Source organism: Nocardia sp. NPDC050717, assembly GCF_040654275.1.
Classification (GTDB): Bacteria; Actinomycetota; Actinomycetes; order Mycobacteriales; family Mycobacteriaceae; genus Nocardia.
Map to the genome: position 1 here is coordinate 434338 of NZ_JBFAHR010000001.1, position 23549 is coordinate 457886.

Consider the following 23549-nt stretch of genomic DNA (forward strand, 5'->3'; position numbering starts at 1 on the left):
AAAGAAAGGCAAATGGTCAGCAATCTTGCAGGTGGGCGGCCCCCACGGCAGGTGACGGAGTCGGGCGCACAGCTCGGGGCTCTGGAATCCTATGCCGCACAGGCCCATGGTTTTCTCAGCGCCGGTGGTGAACAGCTGACCCAGCTGGCCGGGCTGTTGCGTCCGCTCGTGCTCGAGTCCTGGTTGCGCAGTGTGCGCGGCGGTATCGATCCGGCGGACGTCCTCGACGGTCGCGGTCTCCGCGGCGCCGATCTGGCACGGTATCGCGATGCTCATCCGCTCGCGGTGCTGATGCCGCTGGTCGACAAACTACTGGTCCAGGACGCGGCGCGGGCGGGACTCATCGTCACCGTCGCCGATCAGTTCGGCCGCGTGCTCTCGGTGCACGGCCATCCCGAACAGGTCGCCGCGGCCGCCGAGATCGGGCTGCGCGAGGGCGACGATCTCAGCGAGCGCCGCATCGGCACCAACGCCGTCGGTCTGGTCGTGCGCACCGGGCGTGCGACCTGGATCCACGGGCCCGAACATTTCCTCCATCGCATGCACCAGATCACGGGTGCGGCGGCGCCGGTGCACGAGCCGGACGGGCGATTGATCGGCGTTCTGATGATTGCCGGCGGTATGCGGGTGGCCAAGCCCGAGATCCTCGCTCTGGTGAAGGCGGCGGCGACCGCCGCCGAGATGGATCTGGTGCTGCGGGCCATGCGCGCGGGCAACAGCGGCGGCTCGGCGCGGTCCGATCGCGCCGATGCCGCCGCCGAACCGGCCAGGCTCGGGCTCGAGGTGCTCGGCCTCGGGCAGCCGCAGCTGAGCGTCGCGGGGGAGCGGGTGTCGCTGTCGCAGCGGCACGCCGAGATCCTGCTGCTGCTCGCCGAACACCCCGAGGGACTCGGCGCCGATCATCTGGCGCTGCTGCTCGACGACACCGATCTGGACAACGGCACGATCCGCGCGGCGATGTCGCGGCTGCGTGCCGTGGTCGGCGCCGCGGCCGTCGGTTCCCGCCCATACCGTCTCCGGGTCCATGTCGCAACCGATGTGGAGGCCCTGCGGGCCGCCCTCGACTCCGGTGATATCGAATCCGCATTGCGCTTGTACGCGGGCCCGGTGCTGCCGCGCTCGTCCGCGCCGGGCATCTGCGACATCCGCGACGAGCTTCGGGTGCGTCTGCGCACCGCCGTGCTCGCCTCCGCCGATCCCGGCGTGCTGCGCCGGTGGACCGCGGGTCCAGAGGGCCGCGACGACGCCGCGGCATGGGCCGCCTACCGCGCCACGGTCGACCGCGATTCGCCCCTGTATGCGCAGATCGAAGCCAAGATCCGGGTGCTCGATCGGCGCCTCGGTGCCGATGCAACGCAGATGCAACGTTTCGGCTCATAGTCTCCGGTTCTGAAAGTGTGGTAGCTCACACATTTGCCGCCGATGTGGTGTGGCACACACTCATGCCCAGGTCGCGAGTTCCGTTCGGAACATACTGGACGCCTGCTCCAATTTTTTAGCGGAAAAAGTTTCTTTTTATTAACCGAGGGCCTAGTGTCTGCATCACATGGACAGCATCCATGTGATGTAAGTGACAACGCCGGGGTGCCGGGTATGCGCCGCGGCCGCGATGTTGGAGGAACGATCAACAGCTAGGCACCGACGGCCCTGCCGGGTCGTCGCTCTCGTCCACATGATCTGTCGGGGATCCTGCGCGAGTGCGGCGTCGCGCCCACTGCGCTCATAGCGAATCTCTCGGACCACGAAGAACTCGAGGTGTCTTCGTGCTGCCCGAAAAACGTTCGCGCTGCTGTTCTTTAGCGATTCGAGGAGGCTCTGGTGCACGGTACGGAGTTGGGTGGGTTCAGCGCGCGACCGCAGGACGCGGAGGTCGCCGACGCGACACCGGTGCCGTTCCCGTTGACCCCCGCCCAGCTGGGTGTCTGGTACGCGCAGCTGCTCGACCCCGAGGTCCCGATCACCATCGCGCAGTACGTCGACATCAGTGGTGAACTGGATGCCGCTGTGCTGCAGCAGGTTACGGCCGAAGCCGCGCACGCCTACGGCTCCCCGCTGGTCCGCATCGGGGAGACCGACGGCGTCCCGTTCCAGGTCGTCGACCACAGCATCCCGGTCGAGACCGAGACACCGCTGATCGACCTGCGCCACCACGACGACCCGATCGCGGCCGCGCACGAATGGATGCGCGCGGAGTTCGGCGCCCCGCTCGACCTGCTCACCGACCGTCTCGTGGCCGGCGCGGTGCTCCGGGTCGGCGAGCGGCGCTGGTTCTGGTACCTGCGCGGACACCACATCGTGCTCGACGGCTACGGCGCCTTCGCCAATTCCCAGCGCATCGCCGAGCTCTACACCGCCCGGGTGCTCGGCACCGAGCCACGCGCGCTCACCCCGGGCGACCTGGCCGAACTGGTCGAGGGGGAACAGCGCTACCGCGAGAGCACCCGCTTCGACAACGACCGCGCGCACTGGGCGCAGCGGATCGCCGGGCTGGACAGCCCGACCAGCCTGGACAGCAGGACCGCACCGCGCGCCGCGATCAACCTGGTGACCGGCGGCAGGCTCTCCGAGCAGCTGGTCGACCGGCTGGAAACCATTGCCGCCAGCGATGATTCGACGATCGCGGCCGTGCTGCTCGCGGCCTTCGCGGCCTACCTGGGCAGGCTCACCGACCGGCCGGACGCGGTACTGAGCCTGCCCGTCACCGCCCGCACCACGGCGGTCATGCGGCGCTCGGCGGGCATGCTGTCCAACATCGTGCCGCTGCGGCTGCCCACCGGCGCGGCAGGCGCGCCGACGACCTGGGGCGAGCTCCTGCGCGCGGCGCGGGTCGAGGTGGCGGGCGCGCTGCGGCATCAGCGCTACCGTGCCGAGGACATCCGCCGCGACGCCGAGGACGACGGCCGCCCGGCCCGGCGCGCGCTGTTCGGCCCACTCGCCAACTTCATGCTGTTCAAGCGCGATCTGACCCTCGGCACCACCACCGGCCGCTACCGCGTGCTCTCGACCGGGCCGATCGAGGACCTGAGCCTCAACGTCTACTACGGCGATCGCGACCGGGTGCACGTCGACTTCGAGGCCAATCCCCACCTCTACGACGCCGACACGCTGGCCCGCCACCACGCCAGGTTCCTCGGTTTCCTGGAACGGCTCGCGGCCGCCGATCTGAGCACGCCGATCGGGTCGATCGAGGTGGCGACCGAGCTGGAACTGCAGGTCAGCACGAAGATCTGGAACGCCACCGGCTTCGATGTCGCCGCCGCGCTCGCCGAGCGCGACGTGGCGGCGGCCACCCTGCCCGCGCTGTTCGAGGCCCAGCTCGCGCGCACCGCCGACGCCGTCGCGGTGCGGATGGCGGGCGACGACGCCGCGACGCTGACCTACCGCGAGCTGGCGCGCCGCGCGCACCGGCTGGCGCGGCGGCTGCGCGCCGACGGCGTCGGCCCGGAAACGCTGGTGGCGCTGAGCATTCGGCGTTCGCCGGAGCTGGTCGTCGCCATGTACGCCGTGCTCGCGGCGGGCGCGGCGTACGTGCCGCTCGACCCGGATCATCCGGCCGAGCGCATCGCCCACATCCTCGACACCGCGGCCCCCGCGGTCGTGCTCACCACCACCGCGGACGGCGCGCCCGGCGCGGGCGCGCTGCCGGTGCTGGCGATCGACGCCGTCGAGCTCGCCGATTTCGCCGACACCCCGCTCACCGACGCCGAGCGCACCGCACCGCTGCGGCCGGGCCACCCGGCCTACGTGATCTTCACCTCCGGCTCCACCGGGCTGCCCAAGGGTGTCGCCGTGGAGCACGCCGCGATCGTCAACCGGCTGGTGTGGATGCAGCGGACCTACCGGCTGCACGGGGTCGACGTGGTGCTGCAGAAGACCCCGATGACCTTCGACGTGTCGGTGTGGGAGTTCTTCTGGCCCTTGCAGATCGGTGCCACGCTGCTGCTCGCCGAGCCCGACGGTCATCGCGATCCCGGGTACCTGCGCCGGGTGATCGCCGAATACGGCGTCACCGTCGCCCATTTCGTGCCGTCGATGCTGGAAGCCTTTCTGGCCCAGCAGGAGATCGCCGAGCGCACCTCGCTGCGGCTGGTCTTCGCCTCCGGTGAGGCACTGCCCGCCGCGTCGGCCCAGCGGTTGCGGCTGTTGACCGGCGCCCGCCTGCACAACCTCTACGGCCCCACCGAGGCCGCGGTCGACGTCACCTTCCATGAGGTGAACGACGCGGATCGGACTACAGTGCCGATCGGTGCGCCGGTGTTCAACACCCGGCTCCATGTTCTCGACTCGCGGCTGCGGCCGGTGCCGGTCGGGGCTCCGGGTGAGCTGTATCTGTCGGGGGTACAGCTCGCCCGGGGTTACGTCGCACGGCCCGAGCTCACCGCGGGGCGTTTCGTCGCCGACCCGAACGCACGGGGCGCGCGGATGTACCGCACCGGCGACCTGGTGCGCTGGACCACCAACGGCGAGCTGGAATACCTGGGGCGCACCGACTTCCAGGTGAAGCTGCGCGGTCTGCGGATCGAGCTCGGCGAGATCGAGGCCGTGCTCGAGGGTGTCGAGGGCGCGGCGCGCGCCGTGGTCGTCGTCCGGGACGACGCGGGCGCGGGCGAGCAGCTCGTCGCCTACGTCGTGGAGTCCGAGCCCGGCGCCGTCGCGGTGGCACGGCTGCGGGAGGCGGCGCTGCGCGCACTGCCCGCGTACATGGTGCCCGCCGCGTTCGTCCTGCTCGACGCGCTCCCGGTGAACGCCTCCGGCAAGCTCGACCGCAAGACGCTGCCCGCGCCCGCGCGCACCGTCGTCGCCTACGCCGCGCCCGCCGGGCCGGTGGAGCAGGCGGTGGCTCGCGTGTTCGGCGAGGTGCTCGGGCTCGACCGGGTCGGCCGCGACGACGACTTCTTCGCCCTCGGCGGCAACAGCCTGGTGGCCACCCAGGTCGCCGCCCGGCTCGGTGCCGACCTCGGCTGCCGGCTCGGGGTCCGCGACCTGTTCGGCGCGACCACCCCCGCCCGGCTGGCCGCCGCGATCGCCGACGGGGCCGGGGCGCCCGCCGCGCTGCCCGTGCTCACCGCGGGGCCGCGTCCCGCGCTCGTCCCGCTTTCGCCCGCGCAGCAACGCATCTGGTTCCTCAACCGGTTCGACCCGACCGCGCCCGGCTACAACATGCCCTTCGTGGTGCGCCTGCCCGGCACCGCCGATGTGCGCGCGCTCGTCGCCGCGCTGGCGGCGGTGGTCGACCGCCACGAGGCGCTGCGCACGGTGTTCCCCGCCGTGGACGGCGCAGGGGGCGAGGTCGCCGAGCAGGTCGTCCGCCCCGCCGGGTCGGTGCAGATCGGCGATCCGACATCGATCGCGGCGGCTGAGCTCGACGCCGCGCTGGCCGAATTCGCCGGTGCTGGTTTCGATCTCGAACACGAGGTACCTTTCCGCGCTCAGCTGTTCGCGGTGCGTGCGGCCGGTTCGGATGCTACCGGCGCCGATGGAGTGGGATCGGCGGGCGATCTCGGCGGCGTCGCGCGCATGGACGCGGGCCGGGCGACCGCTGGAGCCGAGGCGGAGGCGGGCGAAGCCCCCGCGCGGCGGGCCCAGCCGGGCACGGACCTCGCGGGTGTGGCCGAGCCGGGTTCCGGCCCGGTGCGGGAGTACGCGCTCGCCGTCGTCCTGCATCACATCGCCGCCGACGGTGTCTCGCTGCGCGTGCTGATCCGCGACGTGCTCACCGCCTACCAGGCCGCGACGGCGGGGGTCGAACCCGCGTGGGCGCCGCTGCGCGTCCAGTACGCCGATTACGCCCTGTGGCAGCGGGAACTGCTCGGTGCCGACACCGATCCGCGGTCGCTGGCCACGCGGGAGATCGCGTTCTGGGAGCGGACCCTGGCCGGGCTGCCCGACCAGCTCGACCTCCCGTCGGCGCGACCGCGTCCGGTGGTGTCGAGCATGCGGGGCGCGCAGGTCGGCTTCACCGTCGACGCCGCGCTGCACCGGCGGCTGACCGACCTGGCCAACCGCGCGGGCACCTCGCTGTTCATGGTGCTGCACACCGCGCTCGCGGTGCTGCTGTCCCGGCTCAGCGGCACCACCGACATCGCGATCGGTACCGGTGTCGCAGGCCGCGGTGACCGGGCCGTCGACGAGCTGATCGGCATGTTCGTCAACACCCTCGTGCTGCGCACCGAGATCGACCTGGCCGCGAGCTTCGCCGCCACCCTCGAGCACACCCGCGAGGTCGACCTCGCGGCCTTCGCGCACGCCACGGTCCCCTTCGACCGTCTCGTCGAGGTGGTCAACCCGGCGCGCTCGCAGGCCAGGCATCCGCTGTTCCAGGTGGCGCTGAACTTCCAGGCCGCCCTCGACACCACGTTCGACCTCGGCGGCGCGCCGGTGTCGGTGCACGAGCTCGACCTCGACATCGCCAAGTTCGACCTGCAGCTCACGCTCGACGAAAAGCGCGGCGCGGCGGGCGAACCCGCGGGCATCGACGCCGTCACCCGCTATGCCACCGACCTGTTCGACGCCGCCGGGATGGTCGAGTTCGGCGCGCGATTCGTGCGCCTGCTCGCCGCGGCCGTGGCGACGCCGGAGGCACCGGTCGGCGACCTGCCCGTGCTGTCGGCGGCCGAGCACGACCGGCTCACCGATATGCGCGGCGGGCCGGTCACCGCGACCGGTCTGCTGCCCGACCTGCTCGCCGGTGCCGTCGCGGCCGATCCGGAACGGATCGCGGTCACCGACGGCGAGCGCTCGCTCACCTATCGGGAACTCGACCGCGCGTCCTCGCGCCTGGCCCGGGTGCTCATCGACGGTGGCGTCGGTCCCGATGACATTGTCGCGGTGGGTATTCCGCGCTCGGTGGAATCGGTGCTGGCCGTGTGGGCGATCGCCAAGACGGGGGCGGCCTGGCTGCCCGTCGACCCGAGCTACCCGCTCGACCGGATCACCCACATGGTGACCGATTCCGGCGCCCGCGTCGGCCTCACGGTGTCGGCGGCGCAGGCGGCGCTGCCCGGCCCGGCCGAATGGCTGGTGCTCGACGAGCTGAAGCTGATGGCCGAGTGCGCGGCCAGGTCCAGCGATCCGGTCGGTGACGCCGAGCGGGTGCGCCCGCTGCGCGCCCAGCACCTGGCCTACGTCATCTACACCTCCGGCTCCACCGGCCTGCCCAAGGGCGTGCTGGTGACCCAGGCAGGCATCGCCGGATTCGCGGCCGAGGAATCCGCCCGGATGTTCGGCACTCCCGACGCGCGGGTCCTGCAGGTGGGCTCGCCGTCGTTCGACATCTCGGTGATGGAGACGCTGCTCGCGGTGAACTCCGCGGCGACGCTGGTGATCGCGCCGAACGGCCGCAATGTCGGCGCCGAGCTGGCGCGACTGCTCGTCGAGGAGCGGGTGACGCACGCACTGATGACCCCGTCGGGGCTGGCGGTGCTCGACCCCGAACAGCTCACCGACCTGCGCATGGTGATGGTCGGCGGCGAGGCGTGCCCGCCGGAGCTGGTCGCCCGGTGGACCGAGGGCTCGGTGCCGCGCGCGTTCGTCAACGCCTACGGCCCGTCCGAGACGACGGTCGCCACCAATATCAGCGCCCCGCTCGCCGCCGACGGCCCGCTGACGCTCGGCACCCCGCTGCGCGGTATCGCCGAGTGGGTGCTCGACGCGCGCCTGCGCCCGGTGCCCGCCGGTGTCGCCGGTGAGCTCTACGTGGCCGGCGCGCAGGTCGCCCGTGGCTATCACGGTCGCGCCGAGCTCACCGCGGCCCGCTTCGTCGCCTGCCCCTGGGAGCCGGGGGCGCGCATGTACCGCACGGGTGACCTGGTCCGCTGGACCACCGAGGGCACCCTGGAGTACCTGGGCCGCAACGACGACCAGGTGAAGCTGCGCGGCTTCCGCATCGAACTCGGCGAGATCGAGTCCGCCCTGCTGGCCCAGCCGTCGGTGCGTCGTGCCGTGGTCGTGGTGCGGCCCGACGCGCACCGCGGCGACCAACTCGTCGCCTACGTGGTCCCCGCCGCCAGGACACCTCGCCCGGCCGCGGACCCGGATACCTTCGCCGCCACGGCGACCGCCCACGCTGACGGCAACGCTTCGACTCCAGGTGCGGCCCCCATCGGCCACGGGCCCGGCCGGGGCGCCGCCGAGCCGAGCGGCTCGCCAGAGCACGGCGCGGTCGAGATGGATGTCGACGCGCTCGCGGAAAGTCTGCGTGGCACGCTCGCGCCGCACATGGTGCCGTCGGCGTTCGTGGTGCTGGACGCGCTGCCCCTCACGCCCAACGGCAAGCTCGATCGCCGGGCGCTGCCGGAGCCGGTCTTCGCGGCGCGGGAGTTCCGCGCGCCGGCCGAGGGCAACGAAACCGTTGTGGCACGGGTGTTCGGCGAGGTGCTCGGCGTCGAGCGCGTCGGCGCCGATGACGACTTCTTCGCCCTCGGCGGGAACTCGCTGGTCGCCACGCAGGTGGTCGGCAGGCTCGGCGCCGCGCTCGGCGTGACGGTCTCGCTGAAGACGCTCTTCGACGCGTCGACGGTCGCCGGGCTCGCCGAACTCCTCGCTGCGGCCGACGGTGCCGACACCCGCGCGCCGCTGGTGGCAATGCCTCGGCCGCAACGGATTCCGCTCTCGTACGCGCAGCAGCGCATGTGGTTCCTCAACCAGTTCGACGGCGATTCGGTGGCCGACAACATCGCCGCGGCCATCCGGCTGACGGGCGCGCTCGACCACGCCGTTTTCACCGCCGCGGTGTCCGACGTCTTCGCCAGGCACGAGGCGCTGCGCACCCGCTACCCGGCCGTCGACGGCATTCCGTTCCAGCAGGTCCTCGGCACCGAGCAGCTCACGATCACGCTCCAGCCCGAACCCGTCGAGCCGGCCGCGCTCGACGACCGGATCCGGTCCGTCGCCGCCGTGCCCTTCGCCGTCGACCAGGAACCGCCGGTGCGGCTGCGGCTGCTGCGCACCGGCGTCGAGGAGCACGTGCTCGTCCTGGTGGTGCACCACATCGCTGCCGACGGCTGGTCGGTGGCGCCGCTGACCCGTGACCTCATGGTCGCCTATGCCGCGCGCCGCGCGGGCACGTCGCCGGGGTGGGCCCCGCTGCCCGTGCAGTACGCCGACTTCGCCCTGTGGCAGCGTGCGGTCCTTGGCACCGAGGACGAGCCCGAATCGCCGCTGGCGCGCCAGATCGACTTCTGGACAGCCGAACTCGCCGATCTCCCGGATCTCCTCGCGCTGCCTGCCGATCGTCCTCGCCCCGCCGTGGCCTCTGGCCGCGGCGCCAGGCACGCCTTCACCGTGCCCGCCGCGATCAGCGACCGGCTGCGCGCGCTCGCCGCAGGCCACAACGCGTCGCTGTTCATGGTGCTGCACGCCGCCTTTGCCGCCACCCTGGCGAAAATGTCCGGGCAGCAGGACATCTCGGTCGGTACGCCCGTCGCCGGCCGTGGCGACCCGGCGCTGGACGAGCTGGTCGGCATGTTCGTCAACACGCTCGTGCTGCGCGCCGTCGTCGATCCCGCCGCCACCTTCGCCGAACTCTTCGGTGAGGTCCGCGACCGTGACCTGCGCGCCATGGCCAACCCCGAGGTCACCTTCGACCGGCTGGTCGAGGCCGTCGACCCGGTCCGCTCCACCGCGCGGCACCCGCTGTTCCAGGTGATGCTCGACTTCCAGAACAACGCGCCCACCGAACTCGAACTCGCGGGCCTGACCGCGGCCGAGATCGAGATCGACACGCACACAGCCAAGTTCGACCTGCAACTGACGGTCCGCGACACCGTCGACGGCCTGCTCGCCCGGATCGAGTACGCCACCGACCTGTTCGACGCCGCGACCATCACGGATTTCGGTACCCGCCTGGTGCGGGTGCTGGATGCGGTGTCCGCCGATCCCAACGTCGTGATCGGCGACATCGACCTGCTCTCCGCCGCCGAGCGCACCCGGGTGCTGCGCACCTGGAACGACACCGCCTACCCGGTCGGTTCGACCATGACCCTGGCGTCGCTGTTCGCCGCGCAGGCCGCCCGCACCCCCGACGCCGTCGCGCTCGGCTTCGAGGGCGAATCGCTCACCTACGCCGAGTTCGCCGGGCGCGTGAACCGCCTTGCCCGCCTGCTGATCTCGATCGGCGTGCGGGCCGACCGCACGGTCGCGCTCGGCATGCGCCGGTCGGTCGATCTGGTCGTCGCCATGTACGCGGTGCAGGCCGCGGGCGGCGCGTACGTGCCGCTCGATCCGGACCATCCGGCGGAGCGGCTCACCGAGGTCATCACGGCCGCGGCGCCCGTCTGCGTGCTCACCCGCGCGGCCGACGACCTGGACCTGCGCACGACGGTGCCGGTGCTCGAGCTCGAACAGCTCGACACCACCGACTACCCGGCCGACCCGGTCACCGATGCCGACCGGCTCGCCACCCTCACCCCCGCGCACGCCGCCTACCTGATCTTCACCTCCGGTTCGACCGGCAAGCCCAAGGGCGTGGTGGTCTCGCACGGCGCGATCGTCAACCGCCTGGTGTGGATGCAGGACAGCTACCGGCTCACCCCCGCCGACACCGTCCTGCAGAAGACCCCGGCCACCTTCGACGTGTCGGTGTGGGAGTTCTTCTGGCCCTTGCAGATCGGTGCCCGCCTGGTGCTCGCCCGCCCCGACGGGCACCGCGACCCCGCCTACCTCGCCGACCTGATCGACGCCGAGTCGGTGACCGTCGCCCACTTCGTGCCGTCGATGCTCGCGGTGTTCGTCGCCGAGCTGGATCGGCCGGGCGCCGCCGGCGTCGGCACGGGCACTGACGACGGTGCCATCGTGGCCGCGATCGGCGAGGACTCCGGGAACATGCCGGTGGCCACCGAGTCGGCCCGCCGCCGCTGCGCGTCGCTGCGTATGGTGTTCGCCTCCGGCGAGGCGCTGCCGCCCGCGCCCGCGCACCTGCTGCGCGAGCTCACCGGCACGGCTGTGCACAACCTGTACGGCCCCACCGAGGCCGCCGTCGACGTCACCTTCCACGAGGTGCTCGACGCCGATGTGCTCACCGTGCCGATCGGCGCGCCCGTGCACAACACCCGCGTCTACGTGCTCGACGCGCGGCTGCGGCCGGTGCCGGTCGGTGTCCCGGGTGAGCTGTACCTCGCTGGTGCCCAGCTCGCGCGCGGCTATGTGGGCCGTGCGGACCTGACCGCCGACCGGTTCGTCGCCGACCCGTTCGCGGCCGATGCGACGGTCGAATACCCAGGGCCCGACGGGGCTGCCGGCGGACACACCGGTCAGCCCGCCGTTGGCGCCCGGATGTACCGCACCGGCGACCTCGTCGCCTGGAACCGCGACGGGGAACTGGAGTACTTGGGCCGCACCGACTTCCAGGTGAAGCTGCGCGGTCTGCGCATCGAGCTGGGCGAGATCGAGTCCGCACTCACCGCGCTGCCGTCGGTCGCGCAGGCGGTGGTCGTGGTCCGCGCGGACGAGCACCTCGGCGATCAGCTGGTCGCCTATCTGATCCCCGCCGGGATGCGTGCGGAGGCGGGCGGTGACGGTCTCGACGCGGTGCGCAGCGCGCTCGCCGCCACCCTGCCCGGGTACATGGTGCCCACCGCGTTTGTGATCCTGGACGCCCTCCCGCTCAACGCGTCCGGCAAGCTCGACCGAAAGGCATTGCCCGCCCCGGTGTTCGAGGCCGCCGTCTTCCGCGCCCCGGGCACCGAGGTGGAACGCGTGGTGGCCGCCACCTTCGCGGCGGTGCTCGGATTCCCCGCTGATCGCGAGGTGGGTCTCGACGACGACTTCTTCGCCCTCGGCGGCAATTCGCTCACCGCCACCCAGGTAGCGGCCCGCCTCGGCGCCGCGCTGGACACCCACGTGCCGGTGCGGCTGCTCTTCGATGCCCCGACCGTCGCCACCCTCGCGGCACGGTGCGCCGCCCAGCAGGGCGGCGGTCGCGTCGCGCTCACCACTCGCGAACGCCCCCTGCGGATTCCGCTGTCGGCCGCGCAGCGCCGGATGTGGTTCCTCAACCGTTTCCTCGCCGACGCCGACGGTCCGGGCGATGCCGTCGACAACATCCCGATCGCGCTGCGCCTGTCCGGCGACCTCGACCTGGCCGCCCTCGAAGCGGCGCTCGCCGACGTCATCGGCAGGCACGAAACCCTGCGCACCAGCTACCCCGACGGCCCCGACGGCGCCGAGCAGCTGATCGCCGACACCGCCGCCGTGAAGCTGCGTCCCGAGCCCGTCACCGCGGCCGAGCTGCCGTCGGCGCTGCTCGCTCGCGCGGCGGTCCGCTTCGACCTCACCGCCGAGATCCCGCTGCGCGCTGCGCTGTTCGCGGTGGCCGACGAGTACGTGCTGGTCCTTGTCGTCCATCACATCGCCGCCGACGGTTTCTCCCTCGGCCCGCTGGCCGCCGACCTCATGACCGCTTACGCGGCCCGTCGCGACGGTGCCGCTCCGGCATGGAGGCCGCTGCCGGTCCAGTACGCGGACTACACCCTCTGGCAGGACGAGATCCTCGGCGCGGCAGCGGATCCCGCGTCCCTGGCACACGCGCAGCTCGCGTTCTGGCGGCGCGAATTGGCCGGTCTCCCCGAACAACTGGAGCTGCCGACCGATCGGCCGCGGCCGGACGAGTCCAGCTTCCGCGGCGCCGTGCACCGGTTCCAGATCGACTCCGACCTGCACAGCGAGCTGCGAGAACTGGCCCGCAAGCATGAGGCCACCCTGTTCAGCACGGTGCACGCGGCGCTGGCCGTGCTGCTCTCGCGGCTGTCCGGCAGCGGTGACATCGCCATCGGCACTCCGGTCGCCGGCCGCGGTGAGGCCGCCATCGACGGCCTGATCGGCATGTTCGTCAACACCCTGGTGCTGCGGACCCAGATCGACCCGCGCGCCGAGTTCGAGACCACTCTCGACGCGGTGCGCGCGGGCGACCTCGACGCGCTCTCGCACGCCGACATCCCGTTCGAGCAGGTCGTCGAGGCCGTCGACCCGGCACGGGCCCGCAACCGGCACCCCCTGTTCCAGGTGGCGCTGGTCCTGCAGAACTTCACCGTCCCCGCGCTGTCGGCGGCCGGGCTCACCGCGACACCGGTCGACTTCGACGCCCCGGTTGCCAAGTTCGACCTGCAGTTCACCGTCCGCGAGGCCGACGACGTGGACGGTCGCGCCGACGGCATGTCCATCGAGATCGCCTACGCCACCGACCTGTTCGATGCGGGCAGTGTCGCAGTCCTGGCCCGGCGGTTCACCCAGGTGCTCGCCGCCGTGGTGGCCGACCCGACGGTAGTCGTGGGTGACATTCAGCTGCTCAGCGCCGAGGAACAGCAGCGCACGCTGCACGACTGGGCCACGATCGGCGACCCGGCTGCCGTGGGCGCGGAGACGATGCTCGACCGCTTCGCCCGCGTCGCGGCCGCCGCGCCGACGGCCGTCGCGGTGATCGTCGACGACTCCGCGCTCACCTACGGCGAGCTCGACGCCTGGTCCAACCGGCTCGCCCGGCGTCTCGTCGGCGCCGGTGTGGGCCCGGAGAGCCTGGTCGCGGTGGCCCTGCCGCGCACGGCCGAGCTCGTCGTCGCGTTGCTGGCGGTGCTGAAGGCGGGCGGCGGCTACCTCCCGATCGACCCGAACTACCCGGCCGACCGCATCGAATACCTGCTCGACGACGCCCGCCCGCTGTGCGCGATCGCCAACGCCGACACCGGCCTGTCCCGGGACTGGTTCGGCGGCCCGGTCCTCGACCCCGCCGCGGACAACCTGGACGCGTTCGCCGACACCCCGCTGACCGCCGCGGATCGGCGCGCGCCGCTGCGTCCCGCGAACACGGCCTACGTCATCTACACCTCCGGTTCCACCGGCCGCCCCAAGGGCGTGGCGGTGCCGCACACGAATGTGCTCGCGCTGCTGGACAACAGCGCCCGCCACTTCGGCTTCGGGCCCTCGGACGTGTGGACGCTGTTCCACTCCTACGCCTTCGACTTCTCGGTGTGGGAGCTGTGGGGCGCCCTGCTGCACGGCGGTTCGGTCGTCCTGGTCGACTACTTCACCTCGCGCTCGCCCGAGCAGTTCCGCGAGCTGCTCCGCACGCGGCGGGTGACCGTGCTGAACCAGACGCCCTCGGCGTTCTACCAGCTCGTGGCGGCCGACCTCGCCGCCGAACCGGCCGACTTCGCCCTGCGCACCGTGATCTTCGGCGGCGAGGCGCTGGAACCGCAGCGCCTGGCCGGCTGGTTCGCCCGCTACCCGGACTCGCCCCGGCTGGTGAACATGTACGGCATCACCGAGACCACGGTGCACGCCTCCTACCGTGAGATCACCCCGGCGACCGGTTCGGCCAGCGTGATCGGCGGCCCGCTCGCGGGATTGACCGTGCGCGTGCTGGATTCGCGGCTGCGTCCCGTGCCGGTCGGGGTGCCCGGCGAAATCTATGTCTCCGGTGCGCAATTGGCGCGCGGCTACCTGGGTCGTCCGGAGCTGACCGCGAGCCGGTTCGTCGCCGACCCGTACGGCCCGCCCGGCACCCGCACCTACCGCTCCGGCGACCTGGCGCGCTGGACCGCCGACGGCGAGCTCGAATACCTCGGCCGCGCCGATCAGCAGGTCAACCTGCGCGGCTTCCGGATCGAACTCGGCGAGATCGAGGCGGCCCTGCTCGCCAGTTCGGTGGCGCCCCGCGAGGCGGCGGTCCTGGTGCGTACCGACGTGGTCGACGAGCCGCGCATCGTGGCCTACCTGGTCGCCGGGCCGGACACCGTCCGGATCGACACCGCGGCCCTGCGCAAGGAACTGGCCCGCACGCTGCCCGAGCACATGCTGCCCGCCGCGGTGGTGCCCGTCGAGCGCATTCCGCTCACCGTCAACGGCAAGCTGGACCGGGCCGCGCTGCCCGCTCCGATCTTCGAGACCACCACCTACCGCAAGCCCGCCACGGTGACCGAGGAGATCATCGCGGCCGTGTTCGCCGAGGTACTCGGCGTGGGCGAACAGCCCGTCGGCGCCGACGACGACTTCTTCGCGCTCGGTGGCAGCTCGCTGCTGGCCGCTAAGGCGGTCGCCCGGATCGGTACCGCGCTGGACCGGCAGGTCGGGGTGCGCGCCCTGTTCGAGGCGCCGCGGGTGGCCGACCTGGCCGCGGCCGTCGAGACCGCGGCGAAGGCCGATCGCCCGCCGCTGGTCGGCCGGGCCAGGCCCGCCCGGCTGCCGCTCTCGCCCGCGCAGCAGCGGATGTGGTTCCTCAACCGCTTCGACCGCGAATCGGTGGCCTACAACATCCCGTTCGCGCTCCGGCTCTCCGGCGAGCTCGATGTCACGGCACTGCGCTCGGCGGTCGCCGATCTGGTCGCCCGCCACGAGTCCCTCCGCACGGTGTACCCGGTGGTCGATGCCGACGTCACGCAGCTGGACTCGGCGGCGGGCACGGGATCGGCCGAGGAAGGCACTCCGGTTCAGGTGATTCTGCCTGTCGCACAGGCTGTTCCGGCACTCGAGCCGGTAGCGGTCACCGAGGCGGAGCTGCCGGACGCGATCCGGGAACTGGCCGCGACGACCTTCGACGTCACCGTCGAGATCCCGGTGCGGTTGCGGCTGTTCCAGGTGATCGACCGTGCCGAGCCGGGCTCCGCCGATGGCGACGAATTCGTGCTCGCCGCGGTGCTGCACCACATCGCCGCCGACGGCTCCTCGGTGGGCCCGTTCGTCGCCGACCTCATGCGCGCCTACACCGCGCGACTGGCCGACACCGCGCCGTGCTGGGCGCCGCCCGCCGTCCAGTTCGCCGACTACGCGCTGTGGCAGCGTGAACTGCTCGGCGACGAGGCGGACCCGGCATCGCTCGCCGCGCGCCAGGTCGACTACTGGCGCACCCAGCTGGCCGGCCTGCCCGACCAGCTGGCCCTGCCCACCGACCGGCCGCGCCCGGCCCGGCAGAGTCTGCGCGGCGACAAGGTGAGCTTCACCGTCGACGCCGAACTGCACGCCGCGCTGGTCGCTCTCGGGCGCGGAGCGGGTGCCACCCTGTTCATGGTGGTGCACGCGGCCTTCGCCGCCCTGCTGGCCCGCCTCTCCGGCACCGCCGACATCGCCGTCGGCACCCCGGTCGCGGGGCGCGGTGATGCCGAACTCGACGAGGTCATCGGCATGTTCGTCAACACGCTCGTGCTGCGGACCCCGGTCGCGGCCGACGCGCCGTTCACCGAGCTGCTCGGCGCCGCACGGGCCGCGGACATCGCCGCCATCTCCCATGCCGATGTGCCGTTCGAGCGGCTCGTCGAGGTGCTCAACCCGGCACGCTCGACCGCCCGGCATCCGCTGTTCCAGGTGGGCTACTCGTTCCAGAACCACGAGCGCGCCCAGCTCGCGCTGCCCGGCCTGACGGTCACCGATATCGAATTCGATTCCGGCGTCGCCCAATTCGATCTGCACCTGTTCGCACTTGACCACTACGAGGCCGATGGCGCGCCAGCGGGGATCGAGCTGGCGCTGGGCTACGCGACCGATCTGTTCGACGCGGACACCGTCGAACGTTTCGTCGCTCATTTGCGGCGGATCCTCGAATCGGTCACCGCCGCACCGGAAACCGTGATCGGAGACCTGGACCTGCTCGGGCCCGAACGCGCGCTCGTGCTCGAGTCCTGGAATGCCACCGCGCATCCCGTCGCGCCGGCGACCCTGTCGGATCTCGGGGCGCGGCAGGCGGCGCGGACACCCGACGCGCTCGCGCTGGTGGACGCCGAGACCGGCGCCACGCTGGACTACGCGGCGTTCGACGCGCGCGTCAACCGCATCGCGCGGCTGCTGATCGCCGAGGGCGTCGGTCCGGAACGCACCGTCGTGCTGGCCATGCGGCGCGGCCTCGACCTCGTCATCGCGATGCACGCGGTGGTGCGGGCCGGTGGCGCGTACGTGCCGATCGACCCCGACCATCCTGTCGACCGGATCGCCTACATCGTCGCGACGGCCGCGCCGCAGTGCGTGCTCACCACCGCCGCGGACGGGCTCCCGATCACAGTGGACGTGCCCCTGTTCCAGCTGGACCACACAGCGCTGGAAGGGCTCTCCGACGAGCAGGTGACCGATGCGGAACGGCTGGCGCCGCTGCGGCCCGAGCATCCCGCGTACGTGATCTTCACGTCCGGGTCCACCGGCCAGCCGAAGGGCGTCGCCGTGCCGCACTCGGCGATCGTCAACCAGCTGGCCTGGCTGGCCGACCGCTTCACCATGACCGGCGCCGATCGCGTCCTGCTGAAGACGCCGGCGACCTTCGACCTGTCGGTCTGGGAATTCTGGTCGCCGCTGACCTCCGGCGGCGCCCTGATCGTCACGCGGCCCGGCGACGAGCGCGACCCGGACCGCCTGCGTACCATCATGACCCGGCACGGCGTCACCGTGCTGCACGCGGTGCCGTCCCTGATCGGCATGCTGCTCGCCGCCGAAGCGACACCGGCGCTGCCGGATTCGCTGCGCGCGGTGCTGGCCATCGGCGAGGCGCTGCCCGCCGCCACCGCGAACGCGTTCCTCGCCACGGGCACCCGCGCCCGGCTGCACAACCTGTACGGCCCGACCGAGGCGGCGGTCTCGATCACCGAACACGAAGTCGCGCAGGCCGCTACGCACGCGGTGCCGATCGGCGGTCCGGCCTGGAACAGCGCGGTCTACGTTCTCGACGCGCGGCTACGTCCGGTGCCGATCGGCGTGGCGGGAGAGCTGTACCTGGCAGGCGACCAGCTGGCACGCGGCTACCACGGCCGCTACGCCCTCACCGCCGACCGGTTCATCGCCAACCCCTTCGCGTCGACCGAGCCGTCGGTCCCGATCGGATCTCGTGCCGCCACGGCCGGCGGCGTGCGGTCGCCCGTACCCGGTTCGCGGATGTACCGCACGGGCGACATCGTGCGCTGGCGCGCCGACGGGACGCTCGAGTACCTGGAGCGCGCCGACTTCCAGGTGAAGATCGGTGGGTTCCGGATCGAGCTCGGCGAGGTCGAAACGGCTCTGCTGCGCTGCGCGGACGTGCGCGCGGCGGTCGCGATCGCGAAGGTCGACGAGCGAGCTGGCGCGCGACTGATCGCGTACGTGGCGGTCGCCGACCTGACGTCCGGCGCGGAGACGACGATCGCGGACCGGCTGCGCGGTGAACTCGGGCGCGCGCTGCCCGCGTACATGGTGCCCGCCGCGGTGGTCGTGCTGGACGCGTTGCCGCTCAACGCCAACGGCAAGGTCGACCGCGCGCGGTTGCCGGAGCCGGAGTTCGCCGAGGCGACCTTCCGTGCTCCCGTCACCGCCGCCGAACAGCTGGTGGCGCGGACCTTCGCCGAGGTGATCGGCTGCGGGAGCGTCGGCCTGGACGACGACTTCTTCGCCCTCGGCGGCAACTCGCTCATGGCCACCCGCTTGGCCGCTCGGCTCGGCGCCGCGATGCAGGCGCAGGTCCCGGTGGCCGCGGTCTTCGAGGCCCCGACCGTGGGTGCGCTCGCCGAACGTCTCGGCTCGGTGGACCGTTCCAGCGCTCGTCCGCCCCTGACCCGGCGCGCCGGTGCCGGGCCCGCGATCCTGTCACCCGCGCAGCAGCGCATGTGGGTGCTGCACCAGCTCGCACCCCGCTCGGCGGCGTACCACATCCCGGCCGCCCTGCGCCTCACCGGCGACCTCGACCTCCCCGCCCTGCAGGCGGCGGTCGCCGATCTGCTCGCCCGCCACGAGACGCTGCGTACCCGCTACCCCGACACCCCGGCCGGCCCGGTCCAGCAGGTGATGCCCGCCTGGTCGGCGGCGGTCGAGCTCAGCCCGATCCCGGTCGCCCCCGGTGATCTCGAGGCCAGGATCGCGGCCCTGGTCGCCCAGCCCTTCGACATCACCGCGGCACCCCCGGTCCACGTCGCCCTGTACCGCGTCGCCCAGGGGCCCGCGGCGACCGGCGCCGACGAGCATGTCCTCGTCGTCGTCATTCACCACATCAGCGCCGACGGCTACTCGATCGCGCCGCTGACCCGGGACCTCGTGCGCGCCTACACCGATCGGGCCGCGGGCTGCGATCCCGGTTGGGCGCCGTTGGCCATCCAGTACAGCGACTTCAGCGTCTGGCAGCACGAACTGCTCGGCACCCAGGACGATCCGGACAGTGTCCTGAACCGGCAGCTGGCCTACTGGACCCGCGAATTGACCGGCGCGCCGGAGCTGCTCGCACTGCCGACCGATCGCCCCCGGGCCACGCGACGCGAGATGCTCGGCGCCGCAGTCGAATTCGAGATCGACGGCGGCCTGACGCGCCGCCTGAACGAGATCGCCCGCGACAACGGCACCACCCTGTTCACGGTCGTGCACAGCGCGCTGGCCGTCCTGCTGGCCAAGCAGTCCGGCTCCGCCGACATCACCATCGGCGCACCCGTGGCAGGCCGTGGTGTCCGCGAACTCGACGACCTGGTCGGCATGTTCGTCAACACCGTGGCGCTGCGCACCGAGGTCGATTCCCGCGCGCCGTTCACCGACCTGCTCGCCCAGGCCAAGCGCCGCGACCTGGCCGCGCTCGCCCACGCCGACGTCCCGTTCGAGCAGGTCGTCGACGCCATGGGCCTGGCCCGCTCCGGCGCCTACACCCCGCTGTTCCAGGTGATGCTCACCTTCCAGAACATGCCGCCCGGCACCGTCGACCTACCCGGTCTGCGGGTGGGCATCCTGGATCCCGGCCTGACCGAAGCCAAGTTCGACCTGCACCTGACCGCCCTGCAGCGCTACACCGCCGACGGTGGCCTCGACGGGCTCGACCTGCACTTCGGTTACGCCACCGACCTTTTCGACGAGACCACCGTCCGCACGCTGGCCGAGCGGTTCCGCAAGGTCCTCGCGGCCGTCGCGGCCGATCCGGCCGTGGTGGTGCGCGCCATCGACGTACGCACGGACGCGGAACAGACCCCGCGCCCACGCGACTACACCATCGCCGATCTCCCGGGCCTCGTCGGCTCGGCGGCTCGGCTCGCGCCGGCGACCGTGGCCTTCGCCCACGGCGAGCACGCCATCTCGTTCGCGACCCTCGACGCCAAGCTCACCGCGGTGCGCAAGGCGATGGGCGCCGCGATGAAACCCGAAGCGCTGGTGAACGTCGCACTGGCCGGGCTGGTCCCCGGTGTGCTCGCGGCCCTCGGCGCGTCCGGACTCACCACCACTTTGCACACACTGGTGACCGATGCCGCCGCGGTGATCGCCGGGTCGGGGTCGGCTGACGACTCGGAAGGACAACTCTGATGTCGCACACGGATTCGGTCACGGCCGCGGTCTCGATCGACGCGCTGCTGGGTGACCAGGCGAACGAACGCCGGCGTGACCCGGCGACCCTGCTCGCCGCCTTCACCACCCTGGTCCGGCAGGACCCCCAGGCCCTCGCCGTGCGCGACGGCGACACCGAGCTGAGCTACGGCGAACTCGGGGCGCGCGCCGACGCGCTCGCGGTCCGGCTGGTCGCCCGTGGCGTCGGCCCGGAGACCACCGTGGCGGTGTCGCTGCCCCGCTCGGTGGACCTGGTCGTCGCCGTCCACGCGGTGATCACCGCCGGTGGCGCCTTCGTCCTCCTCGACCCCGACGCGCCCGCCGAGGTGCGGCAGCGCACAGTCTCGCTGGCGGCGCCGGTCCTGGTCGTCACCGGGCCGGACGCGCCGCACCCGCACGGCGTTCCGGTGCTGCGCGTCGGCACCGCCGTCGACCTGTCCGCCGACGACCTGCCCGGACCGTCCGCCGACAACCCCGCCTACCTGGTGGTCGACGTGGCAGACGCGAGCGCGGTGGTCGTCGGCCACCGCGCCGCGCAGGCCAACGCGGTGTGGCGGCAACGACTCTGCGGCATCGGCGCGGGCGATTCCGTGCTCTGGCACGCGCCGCTGACCAGCCAGGCCACGGTGGGCGAGCTGCTGCTCGCCCTGCAGACCGGCGCCACCCTCGTACTCCCCACGAGCGACTCGCTCTCGCGCACCATCGCCGAAACCGGCGTCACCGCAGCCTGTTTCGCGCCCGACGAGCTCGCCGAGCTGGTCGAGCTGCCCGACGCAGAGGAGCGCCTCGATTCCCTGCGCGTGGTCCTGAGTTGCGGCGCGACGCTGCCGGCGAAGACCGCGGCGACCCTGCGTTCGGTGAGCGGCGCGACCCTCTGGCACGTCTACGGCAGGCCGGAGACGGCGGGCGAGGTGGTGGCCCACGAGGTGACCGGCGCCGACCTCGAGGTGGTGCCGCTCGGCTGTGCCGCCGACGACGTCGACCTGCTCGTGCTCGACGAACACCTGCGCCCGGTGCCCGACGGGGAAGTCGGCGAACTCTACGTCTCCGGTGTGCAACTCGCGCGCGGCTACCTCGGCAGGCAGGCCACCGCCGCGACCTTCCTGGCCAACCCGATCGGCCCCGTCGACGACCGGATGTTCGCCACCGGCGATCTCGTCCGCCGCCGCCCGCCCGGCGACACCTGGACCGCGGAACTCGAATTCGTCGGCCGCGTCGACGATCGCGCGCCCGCCGAACCACCGCGCCGTGGCGGCCTGCCCGGCGAACTGCTGCTCGACGAATTCGAAGCGCAGGCCGCCGCCACCCCTTTCGATCCGGCGGTCGTGTACGCCCCCGGCGCGGGTGACGCGGCCGCGATCATCACCTACGGCGACCTGGATCGGCGCACCAACCAGCTCGCCCGGCATCTGACCGCGCTCGGCGTCGGGCCGGAATCGGCCGTGCTGGTGGATATTCCGCGCTCGATCGAACAGATCGTCGGCATCTACGCCGTGCTCAAGGCCGGTGGCGCCGTCGTGCCCGTCGACACGCCGGGACCGCTGCCGCCCGTCGCGAACCCCGCGCTGGTGCTCACCCGGCGCGATCACGGCGTCGGCTACGACATTCCCGCGGTCGTCCTCGACACGGTGCGGCTCGCCGACTACTCCGACGAGCCGATCTCCCGCTCGGAACGCCGCGCCCCGGTCCTGCCGCAGCACCCGGCGTTCGTGCTCTATCCGCACGGCGCCACCCACGGCATCACGATCAGCCACGTCGCCGCCGTGCACCGGCTGACCGGCATCCAGGGCAGGCACGGCTTCACCGGCCGCGACGTGTACCTGCACCAGGCCGACATCGGCGCGGTCACCGACTGGCACGGCTATGTGCTGCCGCTGCGGGTGGGCGCCACCGTGGTGCTCACCGAACCTCCCGATGCGGCGCGGTTGACCCGCCTGATCGCCGACTACGGCGTCACCGCCGCCGAATTCACCCCGCCGCGGCTGTCGGCGTTCACCGAATACGTCGACGGCATGGGTCTGCGCGCGGAGATCGCCGCGCTGCGCAGTGTGGTCGTGCTCGGCGCACCGCTCTCGGCCGCCGAGGTCCGCGCGTTCGGCGCGGTGACCGGCGCGCGGCTGCACCATGACTACGGCAGGGCCGAGGCCACCGTCACCCTCACCTATCCCGCCGCGCCACGCACCGACACCCCGGAGCCGCCCGCGGTGCGGGTTCGCGAATGGAACCGGCGCGTCTACGTCCTCGACCCGAACCTGCGGCCCACCAGCCCCGGGGTGGCGGGCGAGCTGTACCTGTCCGGTGCGCAACTGGCCCGCGGATACCGCGACGACCCGGTCACGACCGCCGACTGTTTCGTCGCCAATCCGTTCGGCATTCCCGGCGAGCGCATGTTCCGCACCGGCGAGCGCGCCCGCTGGGAGATCGACGGCACCGCGGCGGCCCTGGTCCGCCTGGGGGCCGACACGGCGCGCGCCGACGCGCGGGCCTCGGTGCTCGGCCGCGGCGCGAGCATGCGGGCCAGGGTCGGCGCCGGGGTCGGCACCCACATCACCGAACTGTCCCGGGTACACGCCGTGCCGCCGTTCGCGGTCGTGCGTGCGGCCATGACGGTGCTGCTGGCCTGGCAGTCCGGCAGTACCGAACTCGGCAGCTCGCTCGCCGAAATCCTCTGTGCCGAGCCCGATCCCATGATCGCCTCGACCGCGGCCGCGACCAGCGAGTCGTGCGCGCTGACCGGTCCGCTCGGCGCGGTGACCCTGAGCTACCTCGACACCGGCGCCGAATCCTTCGGCGTCCCCGGCCTGGAACTCACCCCGATGTACTTCGACGGGCCGGTGGCCGACGGCGTCCACTTCATCGTCACCGGGCACGCCGACGGCCACCTCGGCCTCGAAATCGAATACAGCACCGACAGATTCGACGATCATTCCGCCGCCGCCCTGCTGCGCCGCTACGCCCGCGCCCTCGGTCTGCTCACCGCCTCGCCCGAAACGCCCAGCGGCGCCCTCGATCTCAGTACCCCCGCCGAACGCAGAAAGGCACTCCCATGACGAACCCGTTCGACGACGAGAACGCCCAGTTCTACGTCCTGGTCAACGCCGAGGGCGAACATTCGCTCTGGCCCACCTTCGCCGCGGTCCCCGGCGGGTGGACGGTGGCCTTCGGCGCCGCCACCCGCACCGCCTGTCTGCAGTACGTGGAATCGCACTGGCTCGACATGCGCCCCAACTCCCTGATCGCCGCCATGGCCAACGAACCCTGATCCCGCCGCCGTACATTGGGGTATGCGGACCGTCACGCGTGCTCGGGTGGGAATC

4 protein-coding genes are annotated in these 23549 nt (G+C 72.4%); all 4 read left to right on the plus strand.

What is annotated here, in order from left to right:
- Positions 1 to 12 precede the first annotated feature (12 nt).
- The 4 genes from AB0H56_RS02225 (at position 13) to AB0H56_RS02240 (ending at position 23494) form a co-directional block, all read left to right on the plus strand.
- Complete coding sequence (locus tag AB0H56_RS02225; protein ID WP_357156218.1) at positions 13 to 1380, plus strand: GAF domain-containing protein; 1368 nt, start codon at positions 13 to 15, stop codon at positions 1378 to 1380.
- Positions 1381 to 1818: 438 nt separating this feature from the next.
- Positions 1819 to 20211, plus strand: a complete 18393-nt coding sequence (locus AB0H56_RS02230) for a non-ribosomal peptide synthase/polyketide synthase (protein ID WP_357156220.1) — start codon at positions 1819 to 1821, stop codon at positions 20209 to 20211.
- Positions 20211 to 23282, plus strand: coding sequence for an AMP-binding protein (locus AB0H56_RS02235; RefSeq protein WP_357156221.1), 3072 nt, complete (start codon positions 20211 to 20213; stop codon positions 23280 to 23282). Before AB0H56_RS02230 ends, AB0H56_RS02235 begins: the two co-directional genes overlap by 1 nt.
- The gene (locus tag AB0H56_RS02240) at positions 23279 to 23494 is read left to right on the plus strand and encodes an MbtH family protein (RefSeq protein WP_110039650.1); all 216 of its coding nucleotides are present in this window, start codon (positions 23279 to 23281) and stop codon (positions 23492 to 23494) included. The genes AB0H56_RS02235 and AB0H56_RS02240 overlap by 4 nt, the downstream gene beginning before the upstream one ends.
- Positions 23495 to 23549: the final 55 nt, after the last annotated feature.